This window comes from Paenibacillus sp. MAHUQ-63 (assembly GCF_028765165.1).
In the GTDB taxonomy this organism is placed as follows: Bacteria; Bacillota; Bacilli; order Paenibacillales; family NBRC-103111; genus Paenibacillus_E.
Genome location: NZ_JARADB010000001.1, coordinates 647,728 through 673,888, shown reverse-complemented (window position 1 = coordinate 673,888; position 26,161 = coordinate 647,728). Strand labels below are relative to the sequence as shown.

At 51.8% G+C, this 26,161-nt stretch carries 27 protein-coding genes; 22 read left to right on the top strand and 5 right to left on the bottom strand.

The window, feature by feature from the left end:
- Window positions 1-128 precede the first annotated feature (128 nt).
- The 11 genes from sufC to PUT07_RS02800 all read left to right on the top strand — a co-directional run bounded on the left by sufC (window position 129) and on the right by PUT07_RS02800 (window position 10,162).
- On the top strand, window positions 129-959 hold the full coding sequence (gene sufC, locus PUT07_RS02850) for a Fe-S cluster assembly ATPase SufC (RefSeq protein ID WP_274466255.1): 831 nt from the start codon (window positions 129-131) through the stop codon (window positions 957-959).
- 91 nt (window positions 960-1,050) lie between these two features.
- Window positions 1,051-2,346: a Fe-S cluster assembly protein SufD gene (gene sufD, locus PUT07_RS02845; RefSeq protein ID WP_274466254.1), complete on the top strand. Its 1,296-nt coding sequence runs from the start codon at window positions 1,051-1,053 to the stop codon at window positions 2,344-2,346.
- A complete protein-coding gene (locus PUT07_RS02840; RefSeq protein WP_274466253.1) occupies window positions 2,343-3,569 on the top strand; it encodes a cysteine desulfurase in 1,227 nt (408 codons plus the stop codon). Before sufD ends, PUT07_RS02840 begins: the two co-directional genes overlap by 4 nt.
- Window positions 3,556-3,990 (top strand): Fe-S cluster assembly sulfur transfer protein SufU, encoded by a 435-nt coding sequence (gene sufU / locus PUT07_RS02835; RefSeq protein ID WP_274466251.1) that lies wholly within the window; start codon window positions 3,556-3,558, stop codon window positions 3,988-3,990. The genes PUT07_RS02840 and sufU overlap by 14 nt, the downstream gene beginning before the upstream one ends.
- A gap of 68 nt (window positions 3,991-4,058) precedes the next feature.
- Window positions 4,059-5,456, top strand: a complete 1,398-nt coding sequence (gene sufB / locus PUT07_RS02830; RefSeq protein WP_274466249.1) for a Fe-S cluster assembly protein SufB — start codon at window positions 4,059-4,061, stop codon at window positions 5,454-5,456.
- Window positions 5,457-5,827: 371 nt separating this feature from the next.
- On the top strand, window positions 5,828-6,943 hold the full coding sequence (locus PUT07_RS02825) for a C40 family peptidase (protein WP_274466248.1): 1,116 nt from the start codon (window positions 5,828-5,830) through the stop codon (window positions 6,941-6,943).
- Between the two features lie 122 nt (window positions 6,944-7,065).
- Complete coding sequence (locus PUT07_RS02820; protein WP_274466247.1) at window positions 7,066-7,287, top strand: hypothetical protein; 222 nt, start codon at window positions 7,066-7,068, stop codon at window positions 7,285-7,287.
- A complete protein-coding gene (locus tag PUT07_RS02815; RefSeq protein WP_274466246.1) occupies window positions 7,284-7,931 on the top strand; it encodes a hypothetical protein in 648 nt (215 codons plus the stop codon). The genes PUT07_RS02820 and PUT07_RS02815 overlap by 4 nt, the downstream gene beginning before the upstream one ends.
- Before the next feature lie 4 nt (window positions 7,932-7,935).
- Entirely contained in the window at window positions 7,936-9,132 is a 1,197-nt protein-coding gene (locus PUT07_RS02810) for a glutathionylspermidine synthase family protein (RefSeq protein WP_274466245.1), read from the top strand.
- The gene (locus PUT07_RS02805; RefSeq protein WP_274466244.1) at window positions 9,129-9,776 is read left to right on the top strand and encodes a hypothetical protein; all 648 of its coding nucleotides are present in this window, start codon (window positions 9,129-9,131) and stop codon (window positions 9,774-9,776) included. The genes PUT07_RS02810 and PUT07_RS02805 overlap by 4 nt, the downstream gene beginning before the upstream one ends.
- Complete coding sequence (locus tag PUT07_RS02800) at window positions 9,773-10,162, top strand: DUF350 domain-containing protein (protein WP_274466241.1); 390 nt, start codon at window positions 9,773-9,775, stop codon at window positions 10,160-10,162. Before PUT07_RS02805 ends, PUT07_RS02800 begins: the two co-directional genes overlap by 4 nt.
- Here the strand turns inward: PUT07_RS02800 and PUT07_RS02795 are convergent.
- The 3 genes from PUT07_RS02795 to PUT07_RS02785 all read right to left on the bottom strand — a co-directional run bounded on the left by PUT07_RS02795 (window position 10,159) and on the right by PUT07_RS02785 (window position 13,039).
- Window positions 10,159-11,193, bottom strand: a complete 1,035-nt coding sequence (locus PUT07_RS02795; RefSeq protein WP_274466240.1) for an HD-GYP domain-containing protein — start codon at window positions 11,191-11,193, stop codon at window positions 10,159-10,161. The two genes, PUT07_RS02800 and PUT07_RS02795, sit on opposite strands and share 4 nt — an antisense overlap.
- A gap of 48 nt (window positions 11,194-11,241) precedes the next feature.
- The gene (locus PUT07_RS02790) at window positions 11,242-12,270 is read right to left on the bottom strand and encodes a ThiF family adenylyltransferase (protein WP_274467440.1); all 1,029 of its coding nucleotides are present in this window, start codon (window positions 12,268-12,270) and stop codon (window positions 11,242-11,244) included.
- Window positions 12,271-12,337: 67 nt separating this feature from the next.
- On the bottom strand, window positions 12,338-13,039 hold the full coding sequence (locus tag PUT07_RS02785; protein ID WP_274466238.1) for a molybdenum cofactor biosynthesis protein: 702 nt from the start codon (window positions 13,037-13,039) through the stop codon (window positions 12,338-12,340).
- Window positions 13,040-13,170: 131 nt separating this feature from the next.
- Between PUT07_RS02785 and PUT07_RS02780 the strand changes: the two genes are divergently transcribed.
- From PUT07_RS02780 to ytvI, 8 genes are all read left to right on the top strand, one after another.
- Complete coding sequence (locus PUT07_RS02780) at window positions 13,171-13,641, top strand: hypothetical protein (protein WP_274466237.1); 471 nt, start codon at window positions 13,171-13,173, stop codon at window positions 13,639-13,641.
- Between the two features lie 79 nt (window positions 13,642-13,720).
- A complete protein-coding gene (locus PUT07_RS02775; protein ID WP_274466236.1) occupies window positions 13,721-15,169 on the top strand; it encodes a bifunctional metallophosphatase/5'-nucleotidase in 1,449 nt (482 codons plus the stop codon).
- 106 nt (window positions 15,170-15,275) lie between these two features.
- Window positions 15,276-16,088 carry an undecaprenyl-diphosphate phosphatase gene (locus tag PUT07_RS02770; RefSeq protein ID WP_274466234.1) on the top strand — a complete coding sequence of 271 codons (813 nt, stop codon included), beginning with the start codon at window positions 15,276-15,278 and terminating at the stop codon, window positions 16,086-16,088.
- A gap of 117 nt (window positions 16,089-16,205) precedes the next feature.
- The gene (locus PUT07_RS02765) at window positions 16,206-17,342 is read left to right on the top strand and encodes an HD-GYP domain-containing protein (RefSeq protein WP_274466233.1); all 1,137 of its coding nucleotides are present in this window, start codon (window positions 16,206-16,208) and stop codon (window positions 17,340-17,342) included.
- 72 nt (window positions 17,343-17,414) lie between these two features.
- Window positions 17,415-19,640 carry an MMPL family transporter gene (locus PUT07_RS02760; RefSeq protein WP_274466231.1) on the top strand — a complete coding sequence of 742 codons (2,226 nt, stop codon included), beginning with the start codon at window positions 17,415-17,417 and terminating at the stop codon, window positions 19,638-19,640.
- Between the two features lie 118 nt (window positions 19,641-19,758).
- Window positions 19,759-20,886 carry a radical SAM/CxCxxxxC motif protein YfkAB gene (yfkAB, locus tag PUT07_RS02755; RefSeq protein WP_274466230.1) on the top strand — a complete coding sequence of 376 codons (1,128 nt, stop codon included), beginning with the start codon at window positions 19,759-19,761 and terminating at the stop codon, window positions 20,884-20,886.
- Between the two features lie 30 nt (window positions 20,887-20,916).
- Window positions 20,917-22,254, top strand: a complete 1,338-nt coding sequence (locus PUT07_RS02750) for a hemolysin family protein (RefSeq protein ID WP_274466229.1) — start codon at window positions 20,917-20,919, stop codon at window positions 22,252-22,254.
- 14 nt (window positions 22,255-22,268) lie between these two features.
- The gene (gene ytvI, locus PUT07_RS02745; protein ID WP_274466228.1) at window positions 22,269-23,315 is read left to right on the top strand and encodes a sporulation integral membrane protein YtvI; all 1,047 of its coding nucleotides are present in this window, start codon (window positions 22,269-22,271) and stop codon (window positions 23,313-23,315) included.
- Window positions 23,316-23,394: 79 nt separating this feature from the next.
- Here ytvI and PUT07_RS02740 read toward each other — a convergent pair whose 3' ends face one another.
- Window positions 23,395-24,075 carry a C40 family peptidase gene (locus PUT07_RS02740; RefSeq protein WP_274466227.1) on the bottom strand — a complete coding sequence of 227 codons (681 nt, stop codon included), beginning with the start codon at window positions 24,073-24,075 and terminating at the stop codon, window positions 23,395-23,397.
- A 215-nt stretch (window positions 24,076-24,290) separates the two neighbouring features.
- Between PUT07_RS02740 and PUT07_RS02735 the strand changes: the two genes are divergently transcribed.
- From PUT07_RS02735 to PUT07_RS02725, 3 genes are read left to right on the top strand one after another with little or no spacing between them, the layout of a single operon-like run.
- A complete protein-coding gene (locus tag PUT07_RS02735; protein WP_274466226.1) occupies window positions 24,291-24,518 on the top strand; it encodes a spore coat associated protein CotJA in 228 nt (75 codons plus the stop codon).
- The gene (locus tag PUT07_RS02730) at window positions 24,515-24,781 is read left to right on the top strand and encodes a spore coat protein CotJB (RefSeq protein ID WP_274466225.1); all 267 of its coding nucleotides are present in this window, start codon (window positions 24,515-24,517) and stop codon (window positions 24,779-24,781) included. Before PUT07_RS02735 ends, PUT07_RS02730 begins: the two co-directional genes overlap by 4 nt.
- Before the next feature lie 15 nt (window positions 24,782-24,796).
- The gene (locus PUT07_RS02725; RefSeq protein WP_274466223.1) at window positions 24,797-25,366 is read left to right on the top strand and encodes a manganese catalase family protein; all 570 of its coding nucleotides are present in this window, start codon (window positions 24,797-24,799) and stop codon (window positions 25,364-25,366) included.
- A 13-nt stretch (window positions 25,367-25,379) separates the two neighbouring features.
- On the opposite strand, the gene PUT07_RS02720 is transcribed toward PUT07_RS02725, so the two are convergent.
- Window positions 25,380-26,135, bottom strand: a complete 756-nt coding sequence (locus tag PUT07_RS02720; RefSeq protein ID WP_274466222.1) for a YdcF family protein — start codon at window positions 26,133-26,135, stop codon at window positions 25,380-25,382.
- Window positions 26,136-26,161 lie beyond the last annotated feature (26 nt).

The window sequence follows — 26,161 nt, the reverse complement described above, 5'->3', positions numbered from 1 at the left end:
CATCCGATTGCCCTTTCTTGATTTGACAATGTAAGTTATAATAGAATTATTCTAATGAGAATCAATGATAATCACCTTAAGATTGTCATTTATTTAGTACATTTAAACATTATGGAGGCTTAATGAAAATGGCAAATTCACCAACTTTTACAATAGACGGTCTTAGAGCGAACGTCGAAGGAAAGGAAATTTTGAAAGGTCTTAGCCTGGAGATCAAAGGCGGAGAAGTGCATGCGATCATGGGACCGAACGGTACTGGTAAAAGTACGCTGGCTTCCGCGCTGATGGGGCATCCGAAATATGAAGTGACCGAGGGTTCCGTTACTTTGGACGGCGAAGACGTGCTGGAGATGGCCGTTGACGAGAGAGCACGCGCAGGCCTGTTCCTGGCGATGCAATATCCGAGCGAAATTACAGGCGTGACGAACGCTGACTTCCTGCGTAGCGCGATCAACGTGCGCCGCGGCGAAGGCAACGAGATTTCCTTAATCAAGTTCATCCGCCAAATGGAAGCGAAGATGAAACAGCTTGAAATGAACCCTGAGTTCATGCATCGTTACCTGAACGAAGGCTTCTCCGGCGGTGAGAAGAAACGTAACGAAATTCTGCAGATGCTTCTGCTTGAGCCTAAATTTGTCATTCTTGACGAAATTGACTCCGGTCTGGATATCGATGCTTTGCGTATCGTAGCCGAAGGCGTTAATGCCATGCGCAGCGAAGAGCGCGGCTTCTTGATCATCACGCACTACCAGCGTTTGCTCAACTACGTTAAACCTGATTTTGTACATGTTATGATGCAGGGTCGTATTGTGAAATCCGGCGGTCCGGAACTGGCTGAGCGTCTGGAAGCGGAAGGCTACGACTGGGTCAAAGAAGAACTGGGTATCGTCGACGAAACGGTTGGTCAAGACGAGGAAGAATTCAAAGTTCCTATGAACACGACAGCGCCGAAGTACTAAAGAAAGGAGAGACTTTGATCTGAAGGATCGGAACTCCCGGGAAGGAGAGGCTTAGATCTCCGGTCAAAGATCCCTATAAATGGAGGAAAACATGAATACTCAAACACAACTTTCCATAGATTTAGGCGCTGTCGCCGAGCTCTCCCGCAGCAAGCAGGAGCCGGAGTGGATGACTGCTCTTCGTACGGAAGCGGTAGCGTTAGCGAATTCTTTGGAATTACCGGTTTTAGAAAAAACAAGAATCGATCGTTGGAGCATTTCCTCCTACGGTTCATATAAATCGCAAGCCCCGCTGGCTTCCCTGGATGCTCTTCCGGAAGCGGCGAAAGGACTCACCAACTCGGATAACCTGATTGTTCAGCGCAATTCCGGGATTGTGTACACGCAAGTATCCGAAGAGCTTAAGAAGCAAGGCGTTATTTTCACGGATCTGGAAACAGCGATTCGCGATCACGCCGATCTTGTGAAGCCTTACTTCATGAAAGCTGTCGAGGCGAACGAGAACCAAGTGACGGCGCTTCATGCCGCACTTTGGAACGGCGGCGTATTCATCTACGTGCCCAAAGACGTCCGCGTCGAGTCTCCGCTTCAAGCGCTGTTCTTGACGGACGACGCCGAAGCTACATTCGCTCCGCACGTATTGATCGTGGCTGAGCAGTTCAGCTCCGTTTCTTACGTGGATAACTTCGTATCCTCCGTATCAGGTGCGGAACTCGTTCAAAACGGCATCGTCGAAGTATTCGCGAAGCCGGGTGCCCGCGTTAACTACGCGTCCGTGCACAACTTGGAGGCTTCCGTCACGGATCTGACTTACCGCCGTGCCATTCTCGACAACGATGCGAGCATCGCTTGGGTTGTCGGCGAGATGAACTATGGTAACACAATGTCCGATACGACCTCGATCCTGCACGGCAAAGGCTCCGATTCCGATGCCAAGGTCATCTGTGTAGGTACGCAGGAACAGAAGCTTAACTTAACGACACGCGCCGTACACTGGGGCAAAGCGTCGACAAGCGATATGATTACGCGTGCCGTTATGAGAGATGGCGCGACAGCGATCATCAACGGCATTACGAAGATCGAGAAAGGCGCACAAGGCTGTAACGGGCAGCAAACGGAGAAAGTGTTGATGCTCAGCCCCAAAGCGCGCGGAGACGCTAACCCTATTCTTCTTATCGATGAAGATGACGTGAAAGCAGGCCATGCGGCGAGCGTCGGCCAAGTGAATGCGGAGCAAGTGCATTACTTGATGTCTCGCGGGATTACGAAGGAAGAAGCTCAGCGCTTGATCATCTACGGTTTCTTGGCGCCAGTCGTTTCCGAGATTCCGATCAAGAGCGTTGAAGAACAGCTGCAAAGCTTAGTGGAGAGGAAGCTGGGACAATGAATACTGCCGAGATACGTGAACTTTTTCCCATTCTAAAGCAAGAAGTGAACGGTCATCCACTGGTGTATTTGGACAGCGCTGCAACTTCCCAGAAGCCCATTCAGGTGATTGAGGCACTGAAGCATTACTATGAATGGGACAATGCGAACGTTCATCGCGGTGTTCATACCTTGGGTTCCCGGGCAACGGATGCGTATGAAGGAGCTAGAGCGAAGATCGCCAAGTTCATCAACGCCTCCAGCGAGCAAGAAATCATTTTCACCAGAGGCACGACAACGGCTATCAATATCGTAGCAAGCAGCTACGCCAAAGCGGTTTTGCGCGAAGGCGACGAAATCGTCCTTACGCCGATGGAGCATCACAGCAATCTGATTCCATGGCAGCAAGCCGCTAAGGCGACTGGCGCTACGTTAAAATATATCCCTTTACAACCTGACGGATCCATTGCGCTTGCAGATGTCGAGAACACGATTACGGACCGCACCAAGATCGTTTCGGTCGTCTATGTGTCTAACGTGCTCGGGGTCATTAACCCCGTCAAGGAAATCGCTGCAATCGCGCATAAGCACGGAGCCAAAATCATGGTTGACGGCGCGCAAAGCACGCCGCACATGAGCGTGGATGTGCAGGATTTGGATTGCGATTTCTATGGGCTTTCCGGCCATAAGATGTGTGGTCCGACCGGTATTGGGGCATTGTATGGCAAGAAGGCCTTGCTGGAGAGCATGGAGCCGGCTGAATTCGGCGGCGAAATGATCGATCATGTGGATCTGTATGAATCGACATGGAAGGAGCTGCCTTGGAAGTTCGAAGGCGGGACTCCGATCATCGCTGGGGCTGTAGGTCTTGGCGCGGCGATCGATTTTCTGCAGGAAGTCGGCATGGACAATATTTTCAAACATGATATTCAGCTTACGAATTATGCGCTGGAGCGTATGACGCAGATCGAAGATCTGACGGTGTATGGTCCGATGACGAATCGTGCAGGACTCGTCACGTTCAATCTTGGCGATGTGCATCCGCACGATGTCGCGACCGTACTGGATGCTGAAGGTGTAGCCATTCGTGCAGGCCACCACTGCGCTCAGCCTCTGATGAGATGGCTGGAGGTAAGCAGCACGGCCCGTGCAAGCTTTTATCTATACAATACCGAAGAGGATATTGACCGTCTTGTGATGGCCTTACAAAAAACAAAGGAGTACTTTGGCCATGCAATTGGATGATTTATACCGCAGAGTCATAATGGATCACTATAAGACACCTCGCAACCGCGGCAAATTCGAGTCCGGCGAAACGGTTACCATCGATCTGAACAACCCGACTTGCGGCGACAAAATTTCGCTGCAAATGCAGGTGGAAGACGGTATCGTGAAGCAGGCCAAATTTACCGGAGAAGGCTGCTCGATCTCGCTGTCCTCCGCTTCGATGATGACGGATGCCGTCAAAGGCAAAACGGTCGATGAGGCGCTCCGCATGGCTGAGGATTTCTCCAGCCTGATGAAGGGCGAGCCGGTCGAATTCGAATATGAAGATATCGAAGCTTTATCTGGGGTCAATAAGTTCCCGGCGCGGATTAAATGTGCTACACTGGCATGGAACGCGCTGCGCAAAGGTATTGAACATTCCCAAAAAACCGATAACTAACGCATTAGCGATAGCATAGAACGTTGGAACGCAGGCAGTAAACCAACAAAATGAAGGAGGAATTAACCATGGCAAAACAAATGCCAGATCTCGAGGATTATAAATATGGTTTCCGAGATGAGCACAAAGCGATTTTCCAATCGGGAAAAGGCTTGACTCGTGAAATCGTTGAAGAAATCTCCAGAATGAAGGGCGAGCCGGAATGGATGCTGGAATTCCGTCTGAAATCCTTGGAGCAATTCTTCAAAATGCCGATGCCGCGCTGGGGCGGGAACATGGATGATCTTGATTTCAATGATATTCAGTACTACGTGAAACCGTCCGAGAAGCAAGGAAAGACGTGGGAAGAAGTTCCGACGGAAATCAAAGAAACTTTCGACAAGCTGGGTATCCCTGAAGCGGAGCAAAAGTTCCTCGCAGGCGTATCCGCACAGTACGAATCCGAGGTCGTTTACCACAGCATGCAGAAAGAGCTGGAAGATCAAGGGGTTATCTTCATGGATACGGACTCCGCACTTCGCGAGTACCCTGAGCTCTTCAGAAAATATTTCGGAACGGTTATTCCGCCAAGCGATAACAAATTCGCTGCATTAAACAGTGCCGTATGGTCCGGCGGTTCCTTCATCTACGTACCGAAAGGCGTTAAATGTGAAGTTCCGCTGCAAGCCTACTTCCGTATTAACTCCGAGAACATGGGACAATTCGAACGTACGTTGATCATCACCGACGAGGAAAGCTTCGTGCACTACGTAGAGGGCTGTACGGCTCCGATCTACAGCACGAACTCCCTGCACAGTGCGGTTGTTGAGATCGTATGTCTCAAGAACTCCCGTGCTCGTTACACAACGATCCAGAACTGGGCACCGAACATCTACAACCTCGTTACCAAACGTGCGGTTGCAGAAGAAGGCGCTACGATGGAGTGGGTCGATGGCAACATCGGTTCCAAGCTGACGATGAAGTACCCGGCTGTTGTTCTCAAAGGCCGCGGCGCCAAAGGGATGGTTCTATCCATCGCAGTAGCCGGCAAAGGACAGCACCAGGATGCAGGCGCTAAGATGACGCATCTGGCTCCGGATACAACATCCACCATCGTATCCAAATCGATCTCCAAGCATGGCGGTAAAGTAACGTACCGCGGATTGGCTTCCTTCGGGCGCAACTCCCAAGGGTCCAAAGCGAACATCAAATGCGATACGCTGATTCTGGATAACGAATCGACGTCCGATACGATCCCATACAATGAGATCATGAACGACAACATTACGCTGGAGCATGAAGCTACGGTATCCAAGGTGTCTGAGGACCAATTGTTCTACCTCATGAGCCGCGGTTTGACGGAAGCGGAAGCTACGCAAATGATCGTAATGGGCTTCATTGAGCCATTCACCAAAGAACTTCCGATGGAATATGCGGTTGAGATGAACCGTCTCATCAAGTTTGAGATGGAAGGCTCGATCGGTTAATATGAAGAACACAAGCGTGCCTGCTTTGCAGGCATGCTTTTTTTTACGCTCGCTGCGCTTACCTGCGCGCCTATCCGGTCCCCGGCAATCTGTATGATTGTTCGAATACAATAATCAGAATAAACGAAAATTGCACGAATATATGTGATTTTTCATACAGAATTATCGAAATCAGCCTTTATAGCAAAATTTATATAATTTATCGAATACAATGGTCAGGCAGAATGAAAATAGCAAAATGTATCCGAACCGAGAGCATTCTCTTCCAATAAGCTCCAACCCGTTCAACCTCATACAAATGCATATTTATTTCCCGCGAACCTCACTCTATTAAGGATCATAATGTGTCCCCAAAGGAGAGAAGTGAAGGTATGTGGAAAAGGCTGAAATTAGCAGCAATAGGGAGCATGGTTGTCGTACTGGCAGCCACAACGGCATGCGGGAAGAATAACGTAACTCCCAATCCCTCATCGCCGACGCCGAGCCCTGTGACAGGCAGCGGCAGTTCCTCCCCGCGTATTTTGTCCCAGGGCGGGAATGGAATGACCCCGTTAGGTAATGGCGATGCCGTATTGCCTATTAAAGTCATCAACAATGTGAAGTACGTATCCGCTCGTGAACTTATCCAAACGCTCAACTTTCAGTCCGAATGGGACGCTGCCGCTCAGAAACTGTTAATCGGCGACAATGACGCCAGCTACGAGCTGTCGGTGAACACTCAGAAAGCTTCGAAAGACGGGGCCGATATTCATGTGAGCCAGCCCTTTGTCAAGGAAGGAGATGCCGTGTATTTACCGGTCTCCGCGATAGCCGACCTATTCCAAGACGAAATGGCTTATGACATTAGAGATAGCCAATTGAACATTCATCCTTCGCCAACAGCCGCGCTAGAGAACGAGGATTCGCCTGATCCTAGCGCGGATACGCCGGAGCTGGCCTTTGCGGACGATCCGAATGACCCCTTCAAGGGGGAGGCAACGGGAGGGGCCAATCCGGCTTCAGCTCAAGACGCGAAGGCTTTGCAGGATCTGGAGGTATGGGCGCGCTCTGGCGGCAATGCGGATGAAGCCGTTCCGGTTCTCAAAAACATCAATGTCAACTCGATGATCAACAAAGGTGAACAATATTTGGGGGTCAAATATAAATTCGGCACAGGCCCTTATCCGCAAACGGGCAGATTTGACTGCTCGACGTTCACCCAATACGTTTATGGAAAGTATAATTTCAAGCTGCCTAGGCTTGCGCGGCAGCAGGCGGCGGTGGGGAACCTGATCAGCCGCAAGTCGCTGCGCAAAGGCGATCTCATGTTTTTCTATGTGCCGGGCCGTTTCAAAACGAATAAAACGGTAGGACATGTAGGGATCTACATCGGGAATATGAAAATGCTTCATGCTTCCCCTGAGCCGAAAAACGGGGTTCAGATCAGCAACATTAATAAAGCGTATTGGAAAAAAACATTCCTGCGCGCAAAACGAGTTGTCTATTAAGCCATTCCGGTCTATCCTTAGGGATAGGCCTTTTTTATTATTTTTTTCCAGAATGAAACAAATGGGAAGTTCATGCGTTTAAATCTAGTATGAAGTCATGGATTGAAGGAGGATAAAGCCGAATGATGATTGCTCTATATGAGAAATTAGCCAGTGGGCATCTTCAGAAAATTAGCGAGCGCCCATGGGATGAAAAGCTGATTCAAGCGTTGGATGCAGCAAACTATGTGCTGGTCGGCGGTAAAGAATATGAAATGATTGAAGGACGATTGAACCTGGATTCGAATGTGTTTGAGCTGCTGCTTGTAACCGTAGGCGCTGAAGGAGGAGGGAACCGGGAGTGAAGAGACCGCTCAAAGTATTTTCCGCATCGGTAAGTCTTGTGCTCGTCAGTCAACTGCTGCTGCTCCCCGCGCATGCGGCAGATACGCCGAATGCGGCTTCGGCTAAGCTGGTTGAATGGTCCACGGATGAGGTGAAGGCTTATTTCGACCCAGCGGTAGACTGGAACTTGCCTGTACAGCCTGCAGCTTCACCTACCCCAACGCCAGCGGCAAGCGGCAGTGGAAGCGGAAGCACGGCACCGGTCGTTATCAACCACGTAGGCAGTGGCTTCGGTTGGGATGACCTGCTGCTGTACCATCTTATTTTCAACAGCCCTAGTCCTTATTCTTCGAGCAGTTGGGGAAGCAGTCATAAATCTTATTATTATCGTTCGAATACACCCTATGTGACCAAAACGTACCAAGCAAGCTCTTTCTCCAACAAGTCCGCAACCAAAGCGCCGACAACATCCAGCGGAACCGGCAGCTTCACGACGAACAAGTCGTCTTCCGGTACGAAATCAAGCACAGGCTCTACGGGCAGCGTAAGCAGCTCGGGTTCAAGCAGCAGTTCGACTTCCGGCTCCAAATCGACCTCTGCGTCTACAGGCAGCATCGGTGGCAAATCAAGCGGCTTCAGCTCTTCATCCAGTTCAGGAGGTTAAGGCATTGGTATTCGAAGTCACCGGCACACCTGCGCCCAACCGAGAACACCGCGTGCAGCAGTTAGCTGAGCTTGGATTTACCTGGGCTAATTTGGAGGATGAAGCTTACTGGGTGGATCAGATCGTACTGATGGAACAATCATCTTACGATGAGCTGATTCATGCCGCAGGACTGCTTTGGCGTGTGTTCGATCACACGGTCCGCTATGTAACGGGCAACAGAGCTATGTATGAGAAATTGTCGATTCCCGAGGTGCTGTGGGATGGGCTGGATCGTTTGGAGTTGAACGGCGAGGGCCTCATAAGCCGCTATGCCCGGTTTGATTTCACGGTGAATCAGCAGGGCGATATTAAGCTTCTGGAGCTGAATGCCGATACGCCGACCGGTTATGTGGAAGCTTCGATAGCGACCCCGTGGTTATGCGAGCAGGCCGGAGTGCTATCACCCAATAAGCCGATGAAAGAGCTGGTCCGCGCAGCATGGGAAGAAGAAGCGCCGGATTATGCGGCCTGCATCGCGTATGGGCAGCATCTGGAGGACACGGGAACGATTGACGCACTGGTTGCGCATAGCGGAAGAAAGATGACCTGCGTCGATTGCCTGGATTTGTGGATCGACGAAGGTGTAGTCAAAGTAGGAGAAGACCGGATCATCTCCAGCATGTTCGCGCTCTATCCGAAGGAATGGATGGGGATTGATGACGGGGGAGAAGCACTCTCTTATGCCATTGAGGAACAATTCGTGCGATTGTTCAATCCTTTGCATGCGGTTATCTTGCAGTCCAAAGGCTTGCAAGCTGTTGTCTGGGGCTTGCATCAAGAGAATTCGGAATTTTATACGGATGATGAGCATAAAGCGATCGAGAAGTACATGCTGCCGACGTTTTTTACCCCGGAGCTGTCTGGAGATTATGTATCCAAATCGATGTTCGGTAGAGAAGGCGGCTCTGTAGAGCTCTATGACGCCGCTGGACAATTGGAGATCAAGGACGAGGCCGGGTTTGATACGAGTGTCTTTTTCCAAAGAGTATATCAGCAGCGGGCCGATTTGCCTGAATTGCAATTTGCCCATGGCAGGAGGCATTTGTTAACGGGACTGTTCGTGCTGAACGGAACGCCTTGCGGGCTTCTGGGCCGGGCAGGCGGCATGATCACAGGCAATGCAAGTCAATTTGTAGCGATTGGAGTGAAAGCAACTTGAAACGAAATCGATTATGGCTGTTCGCGGCGGTCGTCCTCATCGGCATATTGGTCATATGGGGCATTACCAAAGCGGTAGGCAGCAAGCCTTCGGTCTTAAGCAGGTCTACGGCGGGCAGCTCGGCAAGCATCAGCGGCGCCGGCGGCGAAGTGCCTTGGGATTATCAAGTGCAGCAGGCGAAAGTCGGAGATTTGATCGATGGGGATATGGTTCTGCTGCCGGGCAACGAGCGGATATCCAATGACCAAAATTTTGCGACAGGCGATCAAATTTATGTCCTCAGTTATATGCAGGCGACGATGAGAACCGATAGCCAAGGTAAGAACGATGTTACATTGTCGCAATGGAAGCCGATCAAAACGTTCAAAACGAAAGAAGAAGCGGATAAAGATTTGGCGGAGCTAAAGGTTGAAATTAAAACGGATGTGAAATTGATCGGGGTCTACAAAACGGAGCTTGACGGCAAATTCCGCTATTTTGCGGTAGCCGATCTCCCGACGGGGCAGAAAGTGAAGCAGCCGATTCCGGAAGAACGGTACGCGAGCTTCAAAGATAAGAAGGAAGTTACCGTAGTGCTGGAGGAAGTGCACGATTATAGCAATTATGACCAATCGATGGCGAAATTTCGGGGGTGGGCAGAATGATCGTATTGAACCTTATTATCAGTTTATTTGTAATTGTCCTTCTGCAATTTGCAGGGATGTATATTTTCAGCCTAATGACACCCTACCGCGATATGGAAGAAATCAATAAAGGCAATGTTGCCGTCGGGATCACGATGGGCGGCAAATTCGTGGCGACAGCGATCATATTGGCGATTGCTGCCTACACGAATTCCTCTATCTGGCATATGAGCCTCTGGTTTGCTGTAGGGTACGTCTGTTTAATCGCTACGTACTGGGTATTCGACTGGCTGACACCGGGGGTTAAACTATCCGATCAGTTAAAAGGAGGCAATGTTGCCGTCGGTACCCTGCTGGCGGCCGTCTATATCGGAATTGCGTTAGCCGTCAGCTCGCTCATTATCTAGACTGCGATGCTTGTAATCTCGACGCCGCTAAGCTGAGAGAGATCCACGAATTCATGATTGATATTAATGAGCGGACGGAAGAAGTCGGAAGGGTTAGTCATTACGATCGTTCCGGCTCGTCCATCGCTCAGGGATACTTTTTTGCCGATAAAGTTAGGAATCATATGGCGGATGAACACTTGCGTGATTTTCGGATCCAGCTGACCAAAGCTCATGCGATGGAGCTCTTTCAGCACGAACAGAAGATCGCGCTTTTCTTGATAGACGCGGTTGGAAATCATCGCGCTATATACGTCGGCAACGGATACAATACGCGAGTACGAATGAATTTCCGTACTTTTTTTGCGCAAGGGATAGCCATTGCCGTCCATACGCTCATGGTGCTGGAGAGCTACGGTCGCAAGCGTGTCGTCCTGAAGCGTCTTTCTAATAATATCGTACCCGTAGATCGTATGTTTCTGTATTTCACTGTACTCGTCATTGGTCAGCTTGCCGGGTTTGTCAAGGATGTCGCGAGAAATTCGGCATTTGCCAATATCGTGCAAATAACCGGTCTTGCCGATATAGAGCGCTTCTTGACAGCTCTTGTTCATCCACTTGGCTATGTAGAAGGAAAGCATGCCTACTTGTACACTATGTTGGAACGTATAATCGTCTTGGCTGTTCAGCGAAAGCAGCAGAGAAACCACGTCTTTCTCTTCTTCGAAGCTCTCGACGAGCGGATTGAAAGCGGATTCTATAAATTCATTGGAAAGGGAGCTCCCCTGTTCGGCGGAGCGAAAAATCTCCTTAATTCCTTCGATCGCATCATGAAACGAGTTTAACTGTGCTTGTCTGGCTGCCGGGACCTGCACCGGTTCTTCCGTAAGTCTGGGGGCAATATCTACATATTCGATATTGTGGCGGTTAAGCATTCTAATATCGCTCGCATCCACTATGGTTCCTGCAGATAAAAGATGCAGACCTACGTGATTGTAGGAATCGGACAACAGTTTATCACCAACAATTAGTTGAAGCACGTGTATACGCATTGAGTTCCTCTCCCAGTCCTATGATCGTGTAGGTATATTGTAATAATATTACATCCCGATATAGCGGCTGTAAAGACTTTTGGCCTGAATTAAATCGTCGGTCCCTTGGATCAGCACACGCCCGTCAGGGAAGATAATCATTTGCAATTCAGGATTAGCCTGGAATTTCAAGAGGAACCGGTTACGTTCGACGGGCCCTAGCGGCTTCAAGCGCTCTTCCCAGTATTCAAGAGGCTTCGCCATCGGTACGACCGGGTGAATTTGCACGGAGTTACGGCCGCATAACGACTGGATCGTGTCGCTATCCACGTCTGCGTCCAAATACTCATACCGCTGCATCGCACAGGCGGGACAATCGGGCTTGCGAGCGCCGGCAACGCTAATGGAGGACTGTTGGTTGAACCATAAGTCCCATTGCTGCATGCGGAGATTCAAATGCTCGTTAGCGCCTACGAGCAGCTTCAAAGCTTCGGTCGCTTGGAACGAAGCGACAACGTGAATAATGCCGCCAATTACGCCGGCGGTATCGCACGTTTCCGTTGTTCCCGCAGCGGGAGCTTGGGTGAACAGGCAGCGCAGACAAGGCGTTTGTCCCGGCAGGATCGTCAGCGACACGCCTCTGGAAGCGACGGCACCGCCGTAAATCCACGGAATGCCCGACTTGATGCTGACATCGTTAACGAGGAAGCGGACCGAGAAGTTATCCGTGCCGTCCAGGATCAGATCCACATTACGCAGCAGCTCCTCGGCATTCGTCGGATTCAAATCCGTGACGTGCGGCTCGATGGTGATCTGCGAATTGATAAGCTGCAGTCTTCTGGCCGCAGCAATTGCTTTGGGCGTCGTCGTCGCCGCATCTTCTTCGTCGTACAGCATTTGCCGCTGCAAGTTGCTGGCATCCACGAAGTCGCGGTCGATCAAACGCACATAGCCGACACCGGCGCGAACCATATGGTTGGCGAGAACGGTACCGAGCGCGCCCATGCCGACGATGGCGACACGGCTGGCATTTAATTTGCGCTGGCCATCCAGCCCGATAGGGGAAAAGAGCACTTGTCTGGAATAACGGGCGTCCACCTCCGCTACTTCTTGAACGGTTCCTGTATGTAAAGGTGTATCCACGAACATCATCTCCGATCCGATTTTAATCCGATTGCGGTGTAAGGAGCGGGTTCCAAGGGCCGGTCTGGCTGCCCTTCCACTCCGAGCCGTCTTCCCAAATTTCTTTCTTCCAAATAGGCACAATTTGTTTCAATCTTTCGATCGCATACCGGCTGGCCTCGTAGCAATCGGGCCGGTGAGGAGACGAAACGGCGATCACGACGCTGGCCTCGGCGATAGCGACCTTACCTAGACGATGAGTAATCGCGCAAAGCGTGCCAGGCCATCGTTCGCCGATTTCCTGACCGATCGCCGCCATCGTTTTGACCGCCATTGGTATGTAGGCTTCATATTCCAGGAGGACGGTGCGCTGTCCATGAGTCATCTCTCTCGTTGTCCCAATGAAGAGCAGCGAGGCGCCATGATTCGGGTGATTGACTTTCTTGGCGACTTGCCCGGCATCGATTTCTTCATGTGTAATCTCGTACAGCTCAGGCTGTCCGCCCGACACAGGCGGGATGAGCGCCAGCTCGTCCTGCTCGGTTACGGCATCGGCATCGCCGGCATAGGCCTGATTCTTGGCGAAGAAGCAGGAGACGAGCTGCTGCGCTGCATGCGGATAGTCGTCCGCAATCCGTTGTTTGAGCTGTTCGATCGTAACAGTCTCTTGCTCCAGTGATATATGTAGGACGGAAGTCCCGAACAGATCGACGAGTCCTGCGAAAAGTTGGATATGTAGGTTCACGGCTATGCTCCTAAACACTTTGATGGTAGAATCCCTTACAGCATATCATATTTTGGCGCGAAAATGGTATAATGGGTAGGGCCGTGCCGTTGGCAAGCCCGAGCTTGGGAGATGAAGGGAGAAAGGTTACGATGGGAGCAGAGTTGCGCATACACGTGTCAGATCCATATATAACAGAAGAATCGCTTACGGTATTGGACATGGTTCATCTGGCAAACGGGACGCTGGCCGTTGAGGACCGCGTGCCGAACGTGCGGGGTGAAGGCTTTGATTTACAGTCGTGGTACGAGAGCTGGAGAAGCAGCAGAGGCGGGACGGAGCAGGGCGATCCTACGCACGTCAAAGTCGAGGCGGTTGATGAATTTCAAGCGTTAATGCCGTGGCATCAAATGGGAACGGCGTTCTTTCTGTATGCCCAAGACGGGGAACCGCTGAAGAAGGGATATCCGATCCGCCTTTACGTTCCAGACGGCAGCAGCGAATGCCTCAATGTGAAGAGTGTCGTACATATCTGGTTTTTGCATGATGCGGCGTTAGGCGAGGAAGCGACCTTCGGCTTTAAGAACAAAGTGACGCTCGATGAATTGAAAATGAAGAAGTAACCGCAATAAGAACATACGTATATGGCGAATGATTAGACATGCTGTCTGCGAAAGAGAGGTGAGAGGCGTGTCTGAGCCCTTGCAACGACTTGTTATATTACATACGAACGATTTACACAGCCATTTCGAAATGATGCCCAAAATCAGCGCATATTTCAACCGTGTCAGGGACGGTTACCCGGCGGATCAAGTGCTGACGCTGGACATCGGCGATCATATGGACCGGATGAGTCCGGAAACGGAAGGCACGAATGCGATTGCCAACCTGGAGATCATGAACGCAACCGGCTACGATGCGATGGTCGTCGGCAATAACGAAGGACTGACGTTCACACCCGACTTACTGCGGGAAGCCGTGCAGACCTATGCCAAGTTTCCCATTCTCGGCAGCAATATTAGGGAATTGGCAACGAAGGAGACGCCGGACTGGCTCGTACCCTCTGTGACGCTCGAGAAATCGGGCTTACGAATCGGCTTAATCGGCGTTACGGCGGCTTACCCGATTTATTATGAGCTGCTGGGCTGGCAAGTGACGGATCCGATCGAGGCGGTGCGCGCCCATACAGCGCTCTTGCGGCCGCAGACAGATCTGATCGTGGTCTTATCTCATCTGGGACTGCGGATGGACCAGCGGCTGGCGGAGGAGATCGAAGGCATCGATGTCATCCTGGGCGGACATACGCATCACGTGCTGGAGGAGCCGCTGCTGATCGGCGGCACCTATCTGGCGGCGGCCGGCAAGTTCGGCCAATACGCCGGCCACATCGAACTCGGCTACGACCGGGCGCAGCGCCGGATCGCCGAGTTCCGGAGCCGCGTCGTCCCGATGACGGAGGACGCCGAAGAAGACAGCAGCGTCTCGGCGCTGCTGGAACGCTTTCGCATCGCAGGCGCCGCAGCGCTGGATGAGGAAGTGGCGCAGCTGCGGGAGCCGCTGCGCCTGGACTGGTACGGCGAATCCCCGCTCGGCAACTTGCTTGCCGCCGGGATTCGCCGCTGGACCAGCGCCGATATCGGGCTGGTCAACAGCGGCCAGCTCCTTCAGGGACTGAAGGAGGGCCGCCTGACCCGCGGCAGATTGCTGGAAATCTGCCCGGGGCCGATCAACCCCTGCCGCCTGCTGCTCAGGGGCAGCGATTTGCTGCAGGCGCTCGAAGAGTCGCTGCAGCGCGAATTCATGGAGAAGCCGATCCGGGGACTCGGCTTCCGGGGTGAGGTGCTGGGCGTGCTGAGCGTCGACGGGATGACCGTCGAGATCGACAGCTCCCGGGCACCTTATGAGCGCGTCGTCGCCGTGCAGATCGGCGGGGAACCGCTGGACCGTGCACGGGACTATGTCGTAGGCACGATTGATATGTTTACGTTCGGATCGGGCTACTTGTCCTTGAGTCAAGGGAAAGAGATCGTCTACATGCTTCCGGAGTTCATTCGCGACGTGCTCGCGCGCGAGCTTCGCGATCAGGAAGCGATCGCGGAGTGCCATGCCGTCCGGTTCATCGATCAATCTCCGCAGGCGGCGAGGGCATAAGCCTCTCTATTTCGTCAATGAAAGTTGTCAGATTCATCCCCTTGGAAGTAGAATAAATAATTGGAGTAGAGTCCGACAAACAAACTATTAGGACTAGGAGGCAATCATGCATACTATTTTTGAAGCGATCATCATTGGGATCGTGGAGGGCTTGACCGAATTTCTGCCGGTATCTTCAACCGGGCATATGATTTTGGCCCAAAGCTTGCTGAACACCCAGAACGACGAAGTCACGAAAACGTTCGATTTCGTCATACAACTAGGCGCAATATTGGCTGTCGTCATTATTTATTGGAAACGAATCTTGTCGTTATTCGGCCTCGCCAAGAGGCAAAGTGAGAGCCGTACAGGCAAGAAACTGAACCTGCTTCACATTCTGATCGGCATCCTGCCTGCCGGCATTATCGGCGTGCTGTTCAACGATATTGTCGATGAGAAGCTGTTTAACTCGACTACCGTGCTGATCGGCCTCGTACTGGGCGGTATTCTTCTCATCATCGCCGAGCAGAAGAAAGAGAAGCCGCAAGTCGAGGTTTTGGACGATTTGACGTACAAGCAGGCTTTCTACATCGGGTTATGGCAGCTGGTGTCCATCTGGCCGGGCTTCTCCCGTTCCGGTTCGACGATTGCAGGGGGAATGCTCTCCGGCGTCAGCCGTGCCGCTTCCGCCGATTTCACGTTCATCATGGCGATTCCGATTATGATCGGGGCTTCCGCCGTCTACTTCTTGAAGAACTATGAGGCCATTACTTCCGAGCATCTGGCATTCTTCGCCGTCGGCTTCATCGTAGCGTTCATCGTGGCGCTGCTAGCCGTCGTTTCCTTCATTAAATTCGTTCAAAATATGAAATTGACTTACTTTGCCTACTATCGTTTTGCAGTAGCTATCGTATTCGCTCTATACATGTTCTTCAAATAAGGATGAAATTTTATGTTGCGAACCGCGTCGAATGATGCGGTTTTTTTTATTGAACTTTTAGATGAAATCTATTACATTTAGATAGATAATAACGTTCAGCTACACGGGGGTCCTGACATGCTGTTAATGCCGATCAACAAGTGCCAACCTGGTATGAGGCTGGCCAAGAATATTTACAACGAAGATGGCATGGTTTTGCTAGCTGTTAACGTTGAACTGACTCAAAGACTCATTGATCGGTTATTTTCCTACGGCATCGACTATATCTATATAGCCGATCCCAGGACCGATGACGTTGTTCAGGTCGATATTATTCAAGACGAAACGCGAAGCCGGGCCGTACACGAAATCAGGCACACCTTCAAGAAGGTGATGGAGGATTCCAATAAGCGCGGTTCCGTCAGCTACTACGATATCGGACGCAACTTCCGCGATGTGATGAATATGATTATTGACGATCTGAGCGCTCACGAAGGTGCGATGGTCATGCTCAATAATATGAATATCAAAGACAACTATTTGTTCCAGCACTCGGTCAATGTCAGTATTTACGCCATTATGCTGGGCATCAGCTTCGGATACAGCCGTGAAAACCTGGAGACATTGGGACTTGGCGCGCTCCTGCACGATATTGGGAAGACGAAGATCCCGCTGGGCATTTTGCGCAAGCCGTCACAGCTGACCCCGCAGGAATTCGCGGAGATGAAGAACCATACGAACTATGGCTTCCAAATTTTGAAAGAAGAACCGAACATTCCGCTGCTGTCCGCTCACTGTGCGTTCCAGCACCATGAACGGATGAACGGAAGCGGCTATCCCCGCGGCTTGTCCGGCGGAGACATCAATGAGTTCGCCAGATGGATCGGACTTGTCGATTCGTACGATGCGATGACGACGACGCGGGTATACCGCAGGCCATTGCTGCCGCACGAAGCCATGGAGCAGCTGTTCGCCGGTTCGGGAACGATGTACGATCAAAGTCAAATCGCCTTATTCCGTGACAAAATTGCCATTTATCCGCTCGGGATTACCGTTAAATTGAATACGGGCGAATACGGCATCGTTTCCAAGCTGAATATGAACGTTCCGCAGAGGCCCGTCGTGCGCATTTTGGCGGATGAGTCCGGTCAAGAATTGAAAGAGCCTTTCGAGATCGATTTATCCACGAAGCTGTCTGTTCTCATCACCGAAATCGGCGAAATCAAAGTAGAGGACCGGATTGATACCGAATCGGGTATGCCAACGTTACTTTGAGATAAAATATAGATAACAACTTTGAAGAACCTGGGACCCCAGGTTCTTTTTGCAGATCAGGAGGATGTTTCGGTGAAAGAATCAGCGGTGAAAGGTAAATTCTGGAGATGGGGGTATGCCATGCACAGGTACCGGTGGCTTGTCGTGACGATCGGCGTGCTGCTGCTCCTCAGCTTTGCCCTATTTGCTCAGAAAACGCCCGGCATCCTCAAAGATAACGGGTTCACTCCGAAGGGCAGCGAATCCGACCGCGGCTTGCTCCAGCTCCGGGATGAGCTCGGCGTGCCGCTTACGACACTGAACCTTGTCTACACGGGGGATGAGGGTCTCGATCTGACCGGTCCGGCTCAGATGTCGGCCATCATGGACTCCTTGACTGAACTGAAGCAGCTTCCGTATGTGACAAGCGTCAATTTCATGACTGCGCCGCGCAGTGAAGGGCAGACGAACGTGCAAGCCGTTACGATAGCGCTCGATCTGGATACGGACCCCGCCCTGGAGAAATTTCCGGAGCTGCAAAGTCTCGTGCAGGCACCGCCGGGGATGAAGGTTTATGTGACGGGGGGACCCGCCATCTTACACGATATGCAGGTGGCGAGCAAGCATGACATTGCCAAATCGGAAGCGATCGGATTGCCGATTGCGCTGATCGTGCTGCTTATCGTCTTCGGCACCTTGGTCGCCGCGGTACTGCCGATGATCGTAGGACTGATGAGCGTCACGTTGACCTTGGGCATCACCTATTTCATTGCACAGCATCAGTCCTTGTCGAATTTTCTGCCGAATATGGTTACGATGCTCGGGCTTGCCGTCGGCATCGATTACGCGCTGTTCCTCGTCAGCCGTTTCCGGGAAGAACTGAAGGTGCAGCCGGGTGTCGCCGAAGCTGTGGCGATGACGTGCCAAACCGCCGGGCAGTCGATTTTCTTCTCCGGCATCGCGGTGTTGATCGGCCTGCTCGGCATGCTGTTCGTCGATCTGACCTTCTTCCGTTCGCTATGTCTGGGCGGCATCATTGTCGTATCGATCTCGGTCGTTGTCGCCAATACGATGCTGCTGTCGCTGTTAGGGCTGCTTGGCGAGCGGATCAACTCCCTGCAGGTGCTGCCCAAACGCTTCAGAAAGCAGGGGAATTCCCGCTTTTGGGGGAAAGTCGCTTATGCGGTGATGAAACGCCCGGTTGTGCTTGTCGTCCTCGTCGGCGGCGCCTTGATCTATGCGATGCTGCCTATCGGCCAAATGAAGCTGAGTGTGCCGAACGCTGAGGTGCTGCCTCCGCATTATGAATCGCGGTACGGTTCGGATCTGCTCAAGAAGGCGTATGACCCCAGGATGACGGGACCCATACAAATCGTGCTTCATACGGATGAAGAGGTATGGGAGGAAGCGGCGATACGCCAAATTCGCGCATACGGTGAGCAAGTGAAGGGCGTATCCGGCGTGCAAGACATTCAAAGTTATCTAACTTCATTCGGGGCGCATACGGATGTTGAGCTAGCCGCTATGCTGAAGGCCCCCGGCATCAAAGAGAAGATCGAAGGCGGGAAGCTGGCCAAGGGGCATACGGCGCTGCTGGTCGTTATTCCCGAGAAGGATCCCGACGATCCGGTTACGGACGGGCTTGTGCGGGAGCTGCGCCGGTTAGATCCCGGAGGTCTCGAGGCCACGGTAACAGGCGGTCCGGCTTACAGGCTCGACATCATAGACCGCATTCAAAATGAAATCCCGTGGGTGCTCTCTTTTGTCATGGGCATTACTTATATTGTCCTGCTGCTTGCGTTCCGCTCCGTGCTGCTGCCGCTGAAGGCCGTTCTGATGAATATGCTCAGTCTCGGAGCCAGTCTGGGCTGTGTGGTGATGGTTTTCCAGCACGGATATATGGCGGATCTGCTTCATATTACGTCTATCGGATATGTGAGCGCGACATTGCCCGTCATTATTTTCTGCGTCGTCTTCGGCATCTCTATGGATTATGAGGTTTTCTTGATTTCCCGCATTATGGAGGAGTATGAAGCCAGCGGCGACAATGATCAAAGCACGGCGGAAGGGCTCGCCAAAACAGGCTCCCTGATTACAAGCGCTGCCTTCATTCTGGTGGTCGTCGTCGGTTCGTTTATTTTCACAGACATTGAAATTATGAAGGCGCTCGGCCTTGGGCTGGGGCTTGCCGTCCTGATCGACGCGACAATTGTGCGCGTTATGCTTGTACCGGCGCTGATGAAGCTGCTGGGGAACGCGAACTGGTGGGCGCCGAAGTGGCTGCGCGGCAAACGGGCCGCTCTAGCCGATAACGAGTAGGAAGCGGGCGGGGCGGTTTCCTTTTTTATGAATCATAAGTTACAATAAAGGGCATAGGTATAGGCAAGATAGCAGCAAAGAGTTATTGAATAGGAATGATAGGTCAGGTGCAAACAGCATGAATATGAATGAAACCCGCTCCGTTATGCCGGAGCTGACGCCCGCGTACGATCCTTGGGACCCCATCAGGTCTTATCGAAAATACGGCAGGCATGTGCTTACAAGTGTAGAGTTAACCATAACGAATCTGTGCAATATGCGCTGTGAGCATTGCGCGGTAGGAGATTCGTTGACGATGACGGAGGGACCTCGCATCCCGCTGCCGGTTATTTTGAACACATTGGATCAGGTGGAACATTTGGAAACGATCTCCTTGACGGGCGGAGAGCCATCCTACCATATCAAGGTCGTGAAAGACTACATGCTGCCGATCCTCAAATATGCGCGTGAACGCGGCATCCGAACGCAAATCAACTCGAATCTGACGTTGGATTTGGAGCGCTACGAGCTGCTGGCACCTTATTTGGACGTGATGCACATCTCGTTCAATTACTTGCATGCAGACGATTTCCATCAGGTCGGCTTCGTAAATTCGCAGCACCCGGTTGGCCGGGATACCGCGGCGCGCATGTACGAGCGTATGGTCGAGAATACGATAGCGCTTAGCAAAGGCGGGCTCTACGTATCGGCGGAATCGATGATTAATACCCGCACGCATGAGAAGCTGCCGCAGATCCATCAGCTGATCGACGAGATGGGCTGCAGAAGGCATGAGGTGCATCCGATGTACGCCAGCTCTTTCGCCTCGCATCTGCCTATGGTGTCCTTGGACGAGTTAAGGCAGAGCATCCATAGGCTGCTGGACAGCCGGAACCAAGCGATGTGGATGCTGTTCGGAACGCTGCCGTTCTTTGCCTGCAACGAGCTGGAAGAGGACAGGGCTTTGGTCCGAAGACTGCGGGAAGAGCCGAACGTTACGGTTCGGAACGATCCGGACGGACGCAACCGCTTGAACGTCAGCACGTTCACAGGTGAAGTGTTCGTCACCGACTTTGCCGACGAGCCGCCTCTCGGCAGCATCCATGATGATAAGCTGGATACGATATTCGCCAGATGGGAGCACAATCCCCTTAACCAGAAAGTAAACTGCTTCTGCAACGCCGCTTCCTGCTGCGGACCGAATTTATTGGTCGCTGATTCGTATTACCGTACGGTGGATTTCAAAAGCCGCAAAGCTATTATTTAATATCATTCAATCTGAAGGAGATATCCGCACTTGCCACATACTTCCTTTGAAATCGGGCCTATCGTACTCAATCTAATACTGGTCATTCTTCTCGTCATGCTGAATGGCTTCTTCGTTGCCGCGGAGTTCGCCCTTGTGAAGGTACGGCACTCCCGTATCCAGCAGCTGGTTAACGAGGGGAGCGGCAAGGCCAAGTATGCGAGCAAGGTGACGTCGCAATTAGATACGTACTTATCCGCAACTCAGCTGGGGATCACCCTGGCTTCTCTGGGCCTGGGCTGGGTCGGGGAGCCTGCGGTTTCCGAGCTGATCATGGAGCCGCTCTTCCACGCGATGGGCTTGGGCGATTCGGTGTATGCGCACGCTGCGTCTTTCATTGTGGCTTTCAGCTTTATTACATTCCTGCATATCGTGCTCGGGGAACTAGCGCCCAAATCGTTCGCGATTCAGAAGCCGGAAGTCACTTCATTGTGGCTGTCCGCACCGCTGCTGTTCTTCTACAGGGTGTTCCGTCCGATCATTTGGGTGTTGAATGGCGCAGCCACGAAGTTTCTGTCCTGGATTGGCGTAGAGCCGGCAAGCGAGCATGAGGCTGCCCATACGGAGGAAGAGATCCGGATCTTGATGGATGAAAGCGTCAAGAGCGGGCATATCGACCAAGACGAAATGGTTTTGTTCGATAACATTTTTGAATTCTCGGAACGGATTGCCCGCGAAGTGATGCTGCCTCGTACCGATATGGATTGCTTGTATATGGAGCTGAGCTTCATCGAGAATTTGCGCATGGTGCATGAAACCAAGCATACGAGGTACCCGGTCGCCGATGAGGATAAAGATCGAATTGTCGGCTTCGTCCATATTACGGACTTATTGACCGCCGACCCGGATGTCGAACAGGATCTGAAAAATTTCATCCGCCCGATTCTGAACGTGCCGGAGTCGATGGAAGTTAGCCGCGTTCTGAAACTTATGCAAAAGAAGCATTCCCAGTTAGCCATCGTGGTCGATGAGTACGGAGGCACGGCCGGGCTGCTGACTCTAGAAGATATTATGGAGGAAATCGTCGGCGAGCTGCATGACGAGTTCGATATTGACGAACGTCCCGGCGTGGAAGTGAAAGAGAAATATACGTCCGTGGACGGCCGTGTTTTGATTGAAGATTTGAATGATTTACTGGATTTGAACATCGAGGACGAGGATGTGGATTCCATCGGCGGATGGTTGTTCAAGAAGCTGGAGGGGGCACCTGTCAACGGAAAAAATATCACCTTCGGCAATCATCTGTTTGAAGTGTCCGAAGTGGATCGATTGCGTATCGTTCGCATACATATTACCAAAATCAACCCTGTGCAACCTGGAAATGAATAAGCGGAGGAATTCCTATGTCGCCTAGGACGACAATCATAGTGGTGCTCGGCATGCTGCTCCTGTATGGGCTGTTTACGATAGGGTTACCTTTCTTGCTCGCTTTGGTGACCGCGATATTCCTGGATCCTCTGACTATTCTGCTCATGCGCGGGATCAGGGTCAGGCGTTTGATTGCCGCATCTATCGTTTCTACGCTATTTACGCTGCTGACGTTGACCTTGTTTTATTTCATCGGGTTTAACGTCGTTACCGAAGTGATCGATCTAGGGAAGAACGCGCCTAATTATATGGACGAAGTCAATAAATATGTCGATTCCGCCGTAAGCCAAACCCAAGTGTTCTACGAGTCCTTGTCGCCGGAAATGGCTGAGCAATTTCAAGCTTGGCTGGAGCGCAGCACGGAAACGTTAACGGGAGCTTTGACGGACGTGTTCAGCGGCATCTCCGGATTTTTCCTCAATATGGCCGGGAAAATTCCGAATTTATTCGTCATTCTGATCGCCTATGTGATCGCCTTATACTTGGTGATGTTCAGTCTGCCTAATCTCAAATTGGCGTTTCTGTCCATTTTCGAGGAACAGACCCGGAGGAAGATGGAAACGGTTCTTATCTATTTGCGGGAAGGCATCTTCGGCTTCATCCGGGCTCAATTGATCATGGCGATCTTGACGTATCTCGTTACCTTCATCGGCTTGCTCGTCTTAAGAGCGGAATATCCGCTTGCGATCTCTTTGCTCGTCATGGTGATGGAATTCGTTCCCGTTATCGGCACCGGGCTTGTCTTCATTCCGTGGCTCATCTACCAGTTCCTGACGGGACATACGGGGATGGGGATCGGCTTGCTGGTATTGTTCCTCGCCTTAACGATTTTCCGCCGTATCGTCGAGCCTAAGGTGCTCAGCGACGCGGTAGGCATCAATTCACTGGCCGCCTTGATCTCGCTCTACGTCGGTTTCGAACTGCTGGGCGTAGCCGGGTTGTTCCTGGGTCCGCTTGTCGTCATCATCTATCAGGCGATGCGCAGAGCCGGACTGCTGAAGCTGAATATTCATTTGGACTAAATGACGGTGTCACATGCCTCGACAAAACCGCAAAAGTCCCTGCTCATTGCCGAAGGCGGCTATGAAGCAGGGACTTTTTTTAATATACGCGCTTGGCTCCTATATACTTAGGTCCCCAGTACGAGCTGGTGAGGCTCTGCGGATAAATGCCTGCGGAACGAGTAGCGGAGAGGAATTGCCCATTGCCCATATAGAAACCGACATGGTCCACGACACCTGGATTCGCGATGGCGAAGAAGACGAGATCTCCCGGCTGCAAATTGGCCTGGCTTACGGAAGTACCGGAATCGTACAGCCCTTTGGAGGTTGTGCGAACGGCTGGAATTCCGTGTTTCTGGAACATGAAGTAGATAAAGCCGGAGCAATCGAAACCTTGCGGTGTCGTTCCGCCCCATAAGTAAGGTACGTGCAAATAGTTCATGGCATCGTTCAGCAGCACGCGTTTCTTCAGAGAGTGTTCAATGCTGGTTTGCGTCGCCGCGTCGGCGATGCCGGTTTGCGGAAGAGAGTAGGCTTTCTGATAATCTTTCACAGCTTGAGCGGTGATGGTGCCGAAGTAACCGGTAACGGTCGGGTACGTGAAAAAGCCGAGTGTTTTCAAGTTTTGCTGCAAATTGGAAACGGTGGAGCTAGACATTCCTTGTGCTAAAGTCGTGTAAGCGGTAGCGGCTGCCACGGCAGGTGCGGGAATGAAGTTACCCGTGGAAACGGTTACAGAAATGGCGACAGCAGCAATGAGCAAGCGTTTGGATCGGATCAATGTGATTCCTCCTAAGATGATGTTAGATTATGTAAGATTAGGCACCACATGGATGAATATGAATGAACTTGTCCTTATTGTAAACGCTCCGAGCCTTCCATGACCATATGGAAATCTTGGAAGATCAGTGATTTTGGCCAAGTTCATGCGCATATACGTGCTTATAGGCCTCTAATGAATTGGATGTCGAAGCATGGAAAAGGAGGAGGAGAAGCATGCATCCACAATTCAAAAAGTATTTCCCTTACATTGGACCGTTCGACCCGTGTCCGCCGATTCTTGTGAAATTGTATAATACGCCGCCGCAGCTTTATATGAATTTTCAGCCGCCCGGCTTGCCGCAGTTCAGCCCTTATGAAGCCTTGAAAAAAGGGACGCTATGGCCTGCTCTTTTCGGTCCTTATGAATCCAAAATTGTTGAAGAAGGGAGCCCTAGAACATGAATCCACCGCAAGTGCCGGAATCTTATTACAAGCAGCTGCACGATCTGCAAGCGGTCGATTTCGTTTTGGTGGAATTGACGCTCTATCTGGATACGCATCCAGACGATGTGGCGGCCATCCAACAGTACAATCAATTTGCACATAAGAGAAAAATGATGAGCCAGGAGTTTGAACTTGAATTCGGACCGTTGATGCCATTCGGCCATTCTTACAGCAAGCATCCTTGGCAATGGATCGATACGCCGTGGCCTTGGCAGGTATAAGGAAGGAGGGAGCGTATGTGGGTTTATGAGAAAAAGCTTCAATATCCCGTCAGAGTCAGCAAATGCGATCCGCGGATGGCGAAGCTGCTGCTGGAGCAGTACGGCGGAGCGGATGGCGAGCTTGCCGCCGCGCTGCGCTACTTGAACCAGCGCTATTCGATTCCCGACAAGGTGATAGGGCTTCTTACGGATATTGGCACAGAGGAATTTGCTCATTTGGAAATGATTGCAACAATGGTATATAAACTTACAAAAGATGCCACGGTTGAGCAGTTGAAAGCAGCGGGTCTCGATGATCATTATGCGGCGCATGATCGGGCGCTCTTCTATCAGAACGCCTCAGGCGTGCCCTGGACGGCAGCCTACATACAGGCGAAGGGAGACCCTTTTGCCGATCTCTATGAGGATATTGCCGCCGAAGAGAAGGCGAGAGCCACCTATCAGTGGCTGATCGACCTGACCGACGATGTAGATCTTCAGGATGGTCTGAAGTTCCTCCGCGAGCGCGAAATCATACATTCCCTTCGGTTCAGGGAGGCTGTGGAAATTTTGAAGGAGGATCGGGAGACGAAGAAATTTTTCTGAGGAGGATGACCGGCTAGCCTCCGGCGGCTAGCAGTCCCATATATTCCTTCAATGCCGTCGCCGTTTGGGCGAGACCGCTGGCGGAAGGAATGAAATTGCCGGTCCGCGCCAGCTGATTCGGCTCCGACATATAATCGGTCGGGTATGGAAGGACGTCCACCTTCAAAGACTGGAATTGCTTCACGGAGCGGGCCATGTGGAAGGCGGACGTTATGAGAACGGGTCGCTTCCACCCTCGCTCTGCGAGTATGGCGGCCGTATGCTGCGCGTTCTCTTCGGTATTGCGGCTCGTATCGTCCATGACAATAGACGATTCAGGCACGCCTAGCGCCAGCAGATGCCGTTTGGCGATTTGCGATTCATTGCCGGAGTCGGGAAACACTTGACCGCCCGATAAGAGAACCGGCAGCTTCGTGGTGCGGTGCAGCTCCGCAGCGGTCAGCACGCGCGCGGCGGTATTGCCCGTCAAGTAGCCGGCGCCTTTGGTCAAGGGATCGGGCGTGCCTAAGGTGGCGCCGCCTGTCAGCACAACCAGCACGTCGCCTGACACTTGATCCGGCATCACATAGCGGCGCTCGATGGAATGAAGCAAGGCATTGCCGAAATAAGGCATCGCGGACACGCATAAGAGAATGGCGGATAAGCCCACGAGAAGAGTGCCTAGGTACTCTTTTTTTTGCTGCAGCCACAAGGCGGTGCAGAGGAGCAGTACGATGATAATCCCGGGAGGGAGCAGCAGCGTATAGGCGATTTTGATCAAATAGAGCATAGGCGTTTCACCCTTTCTTGAGCCAC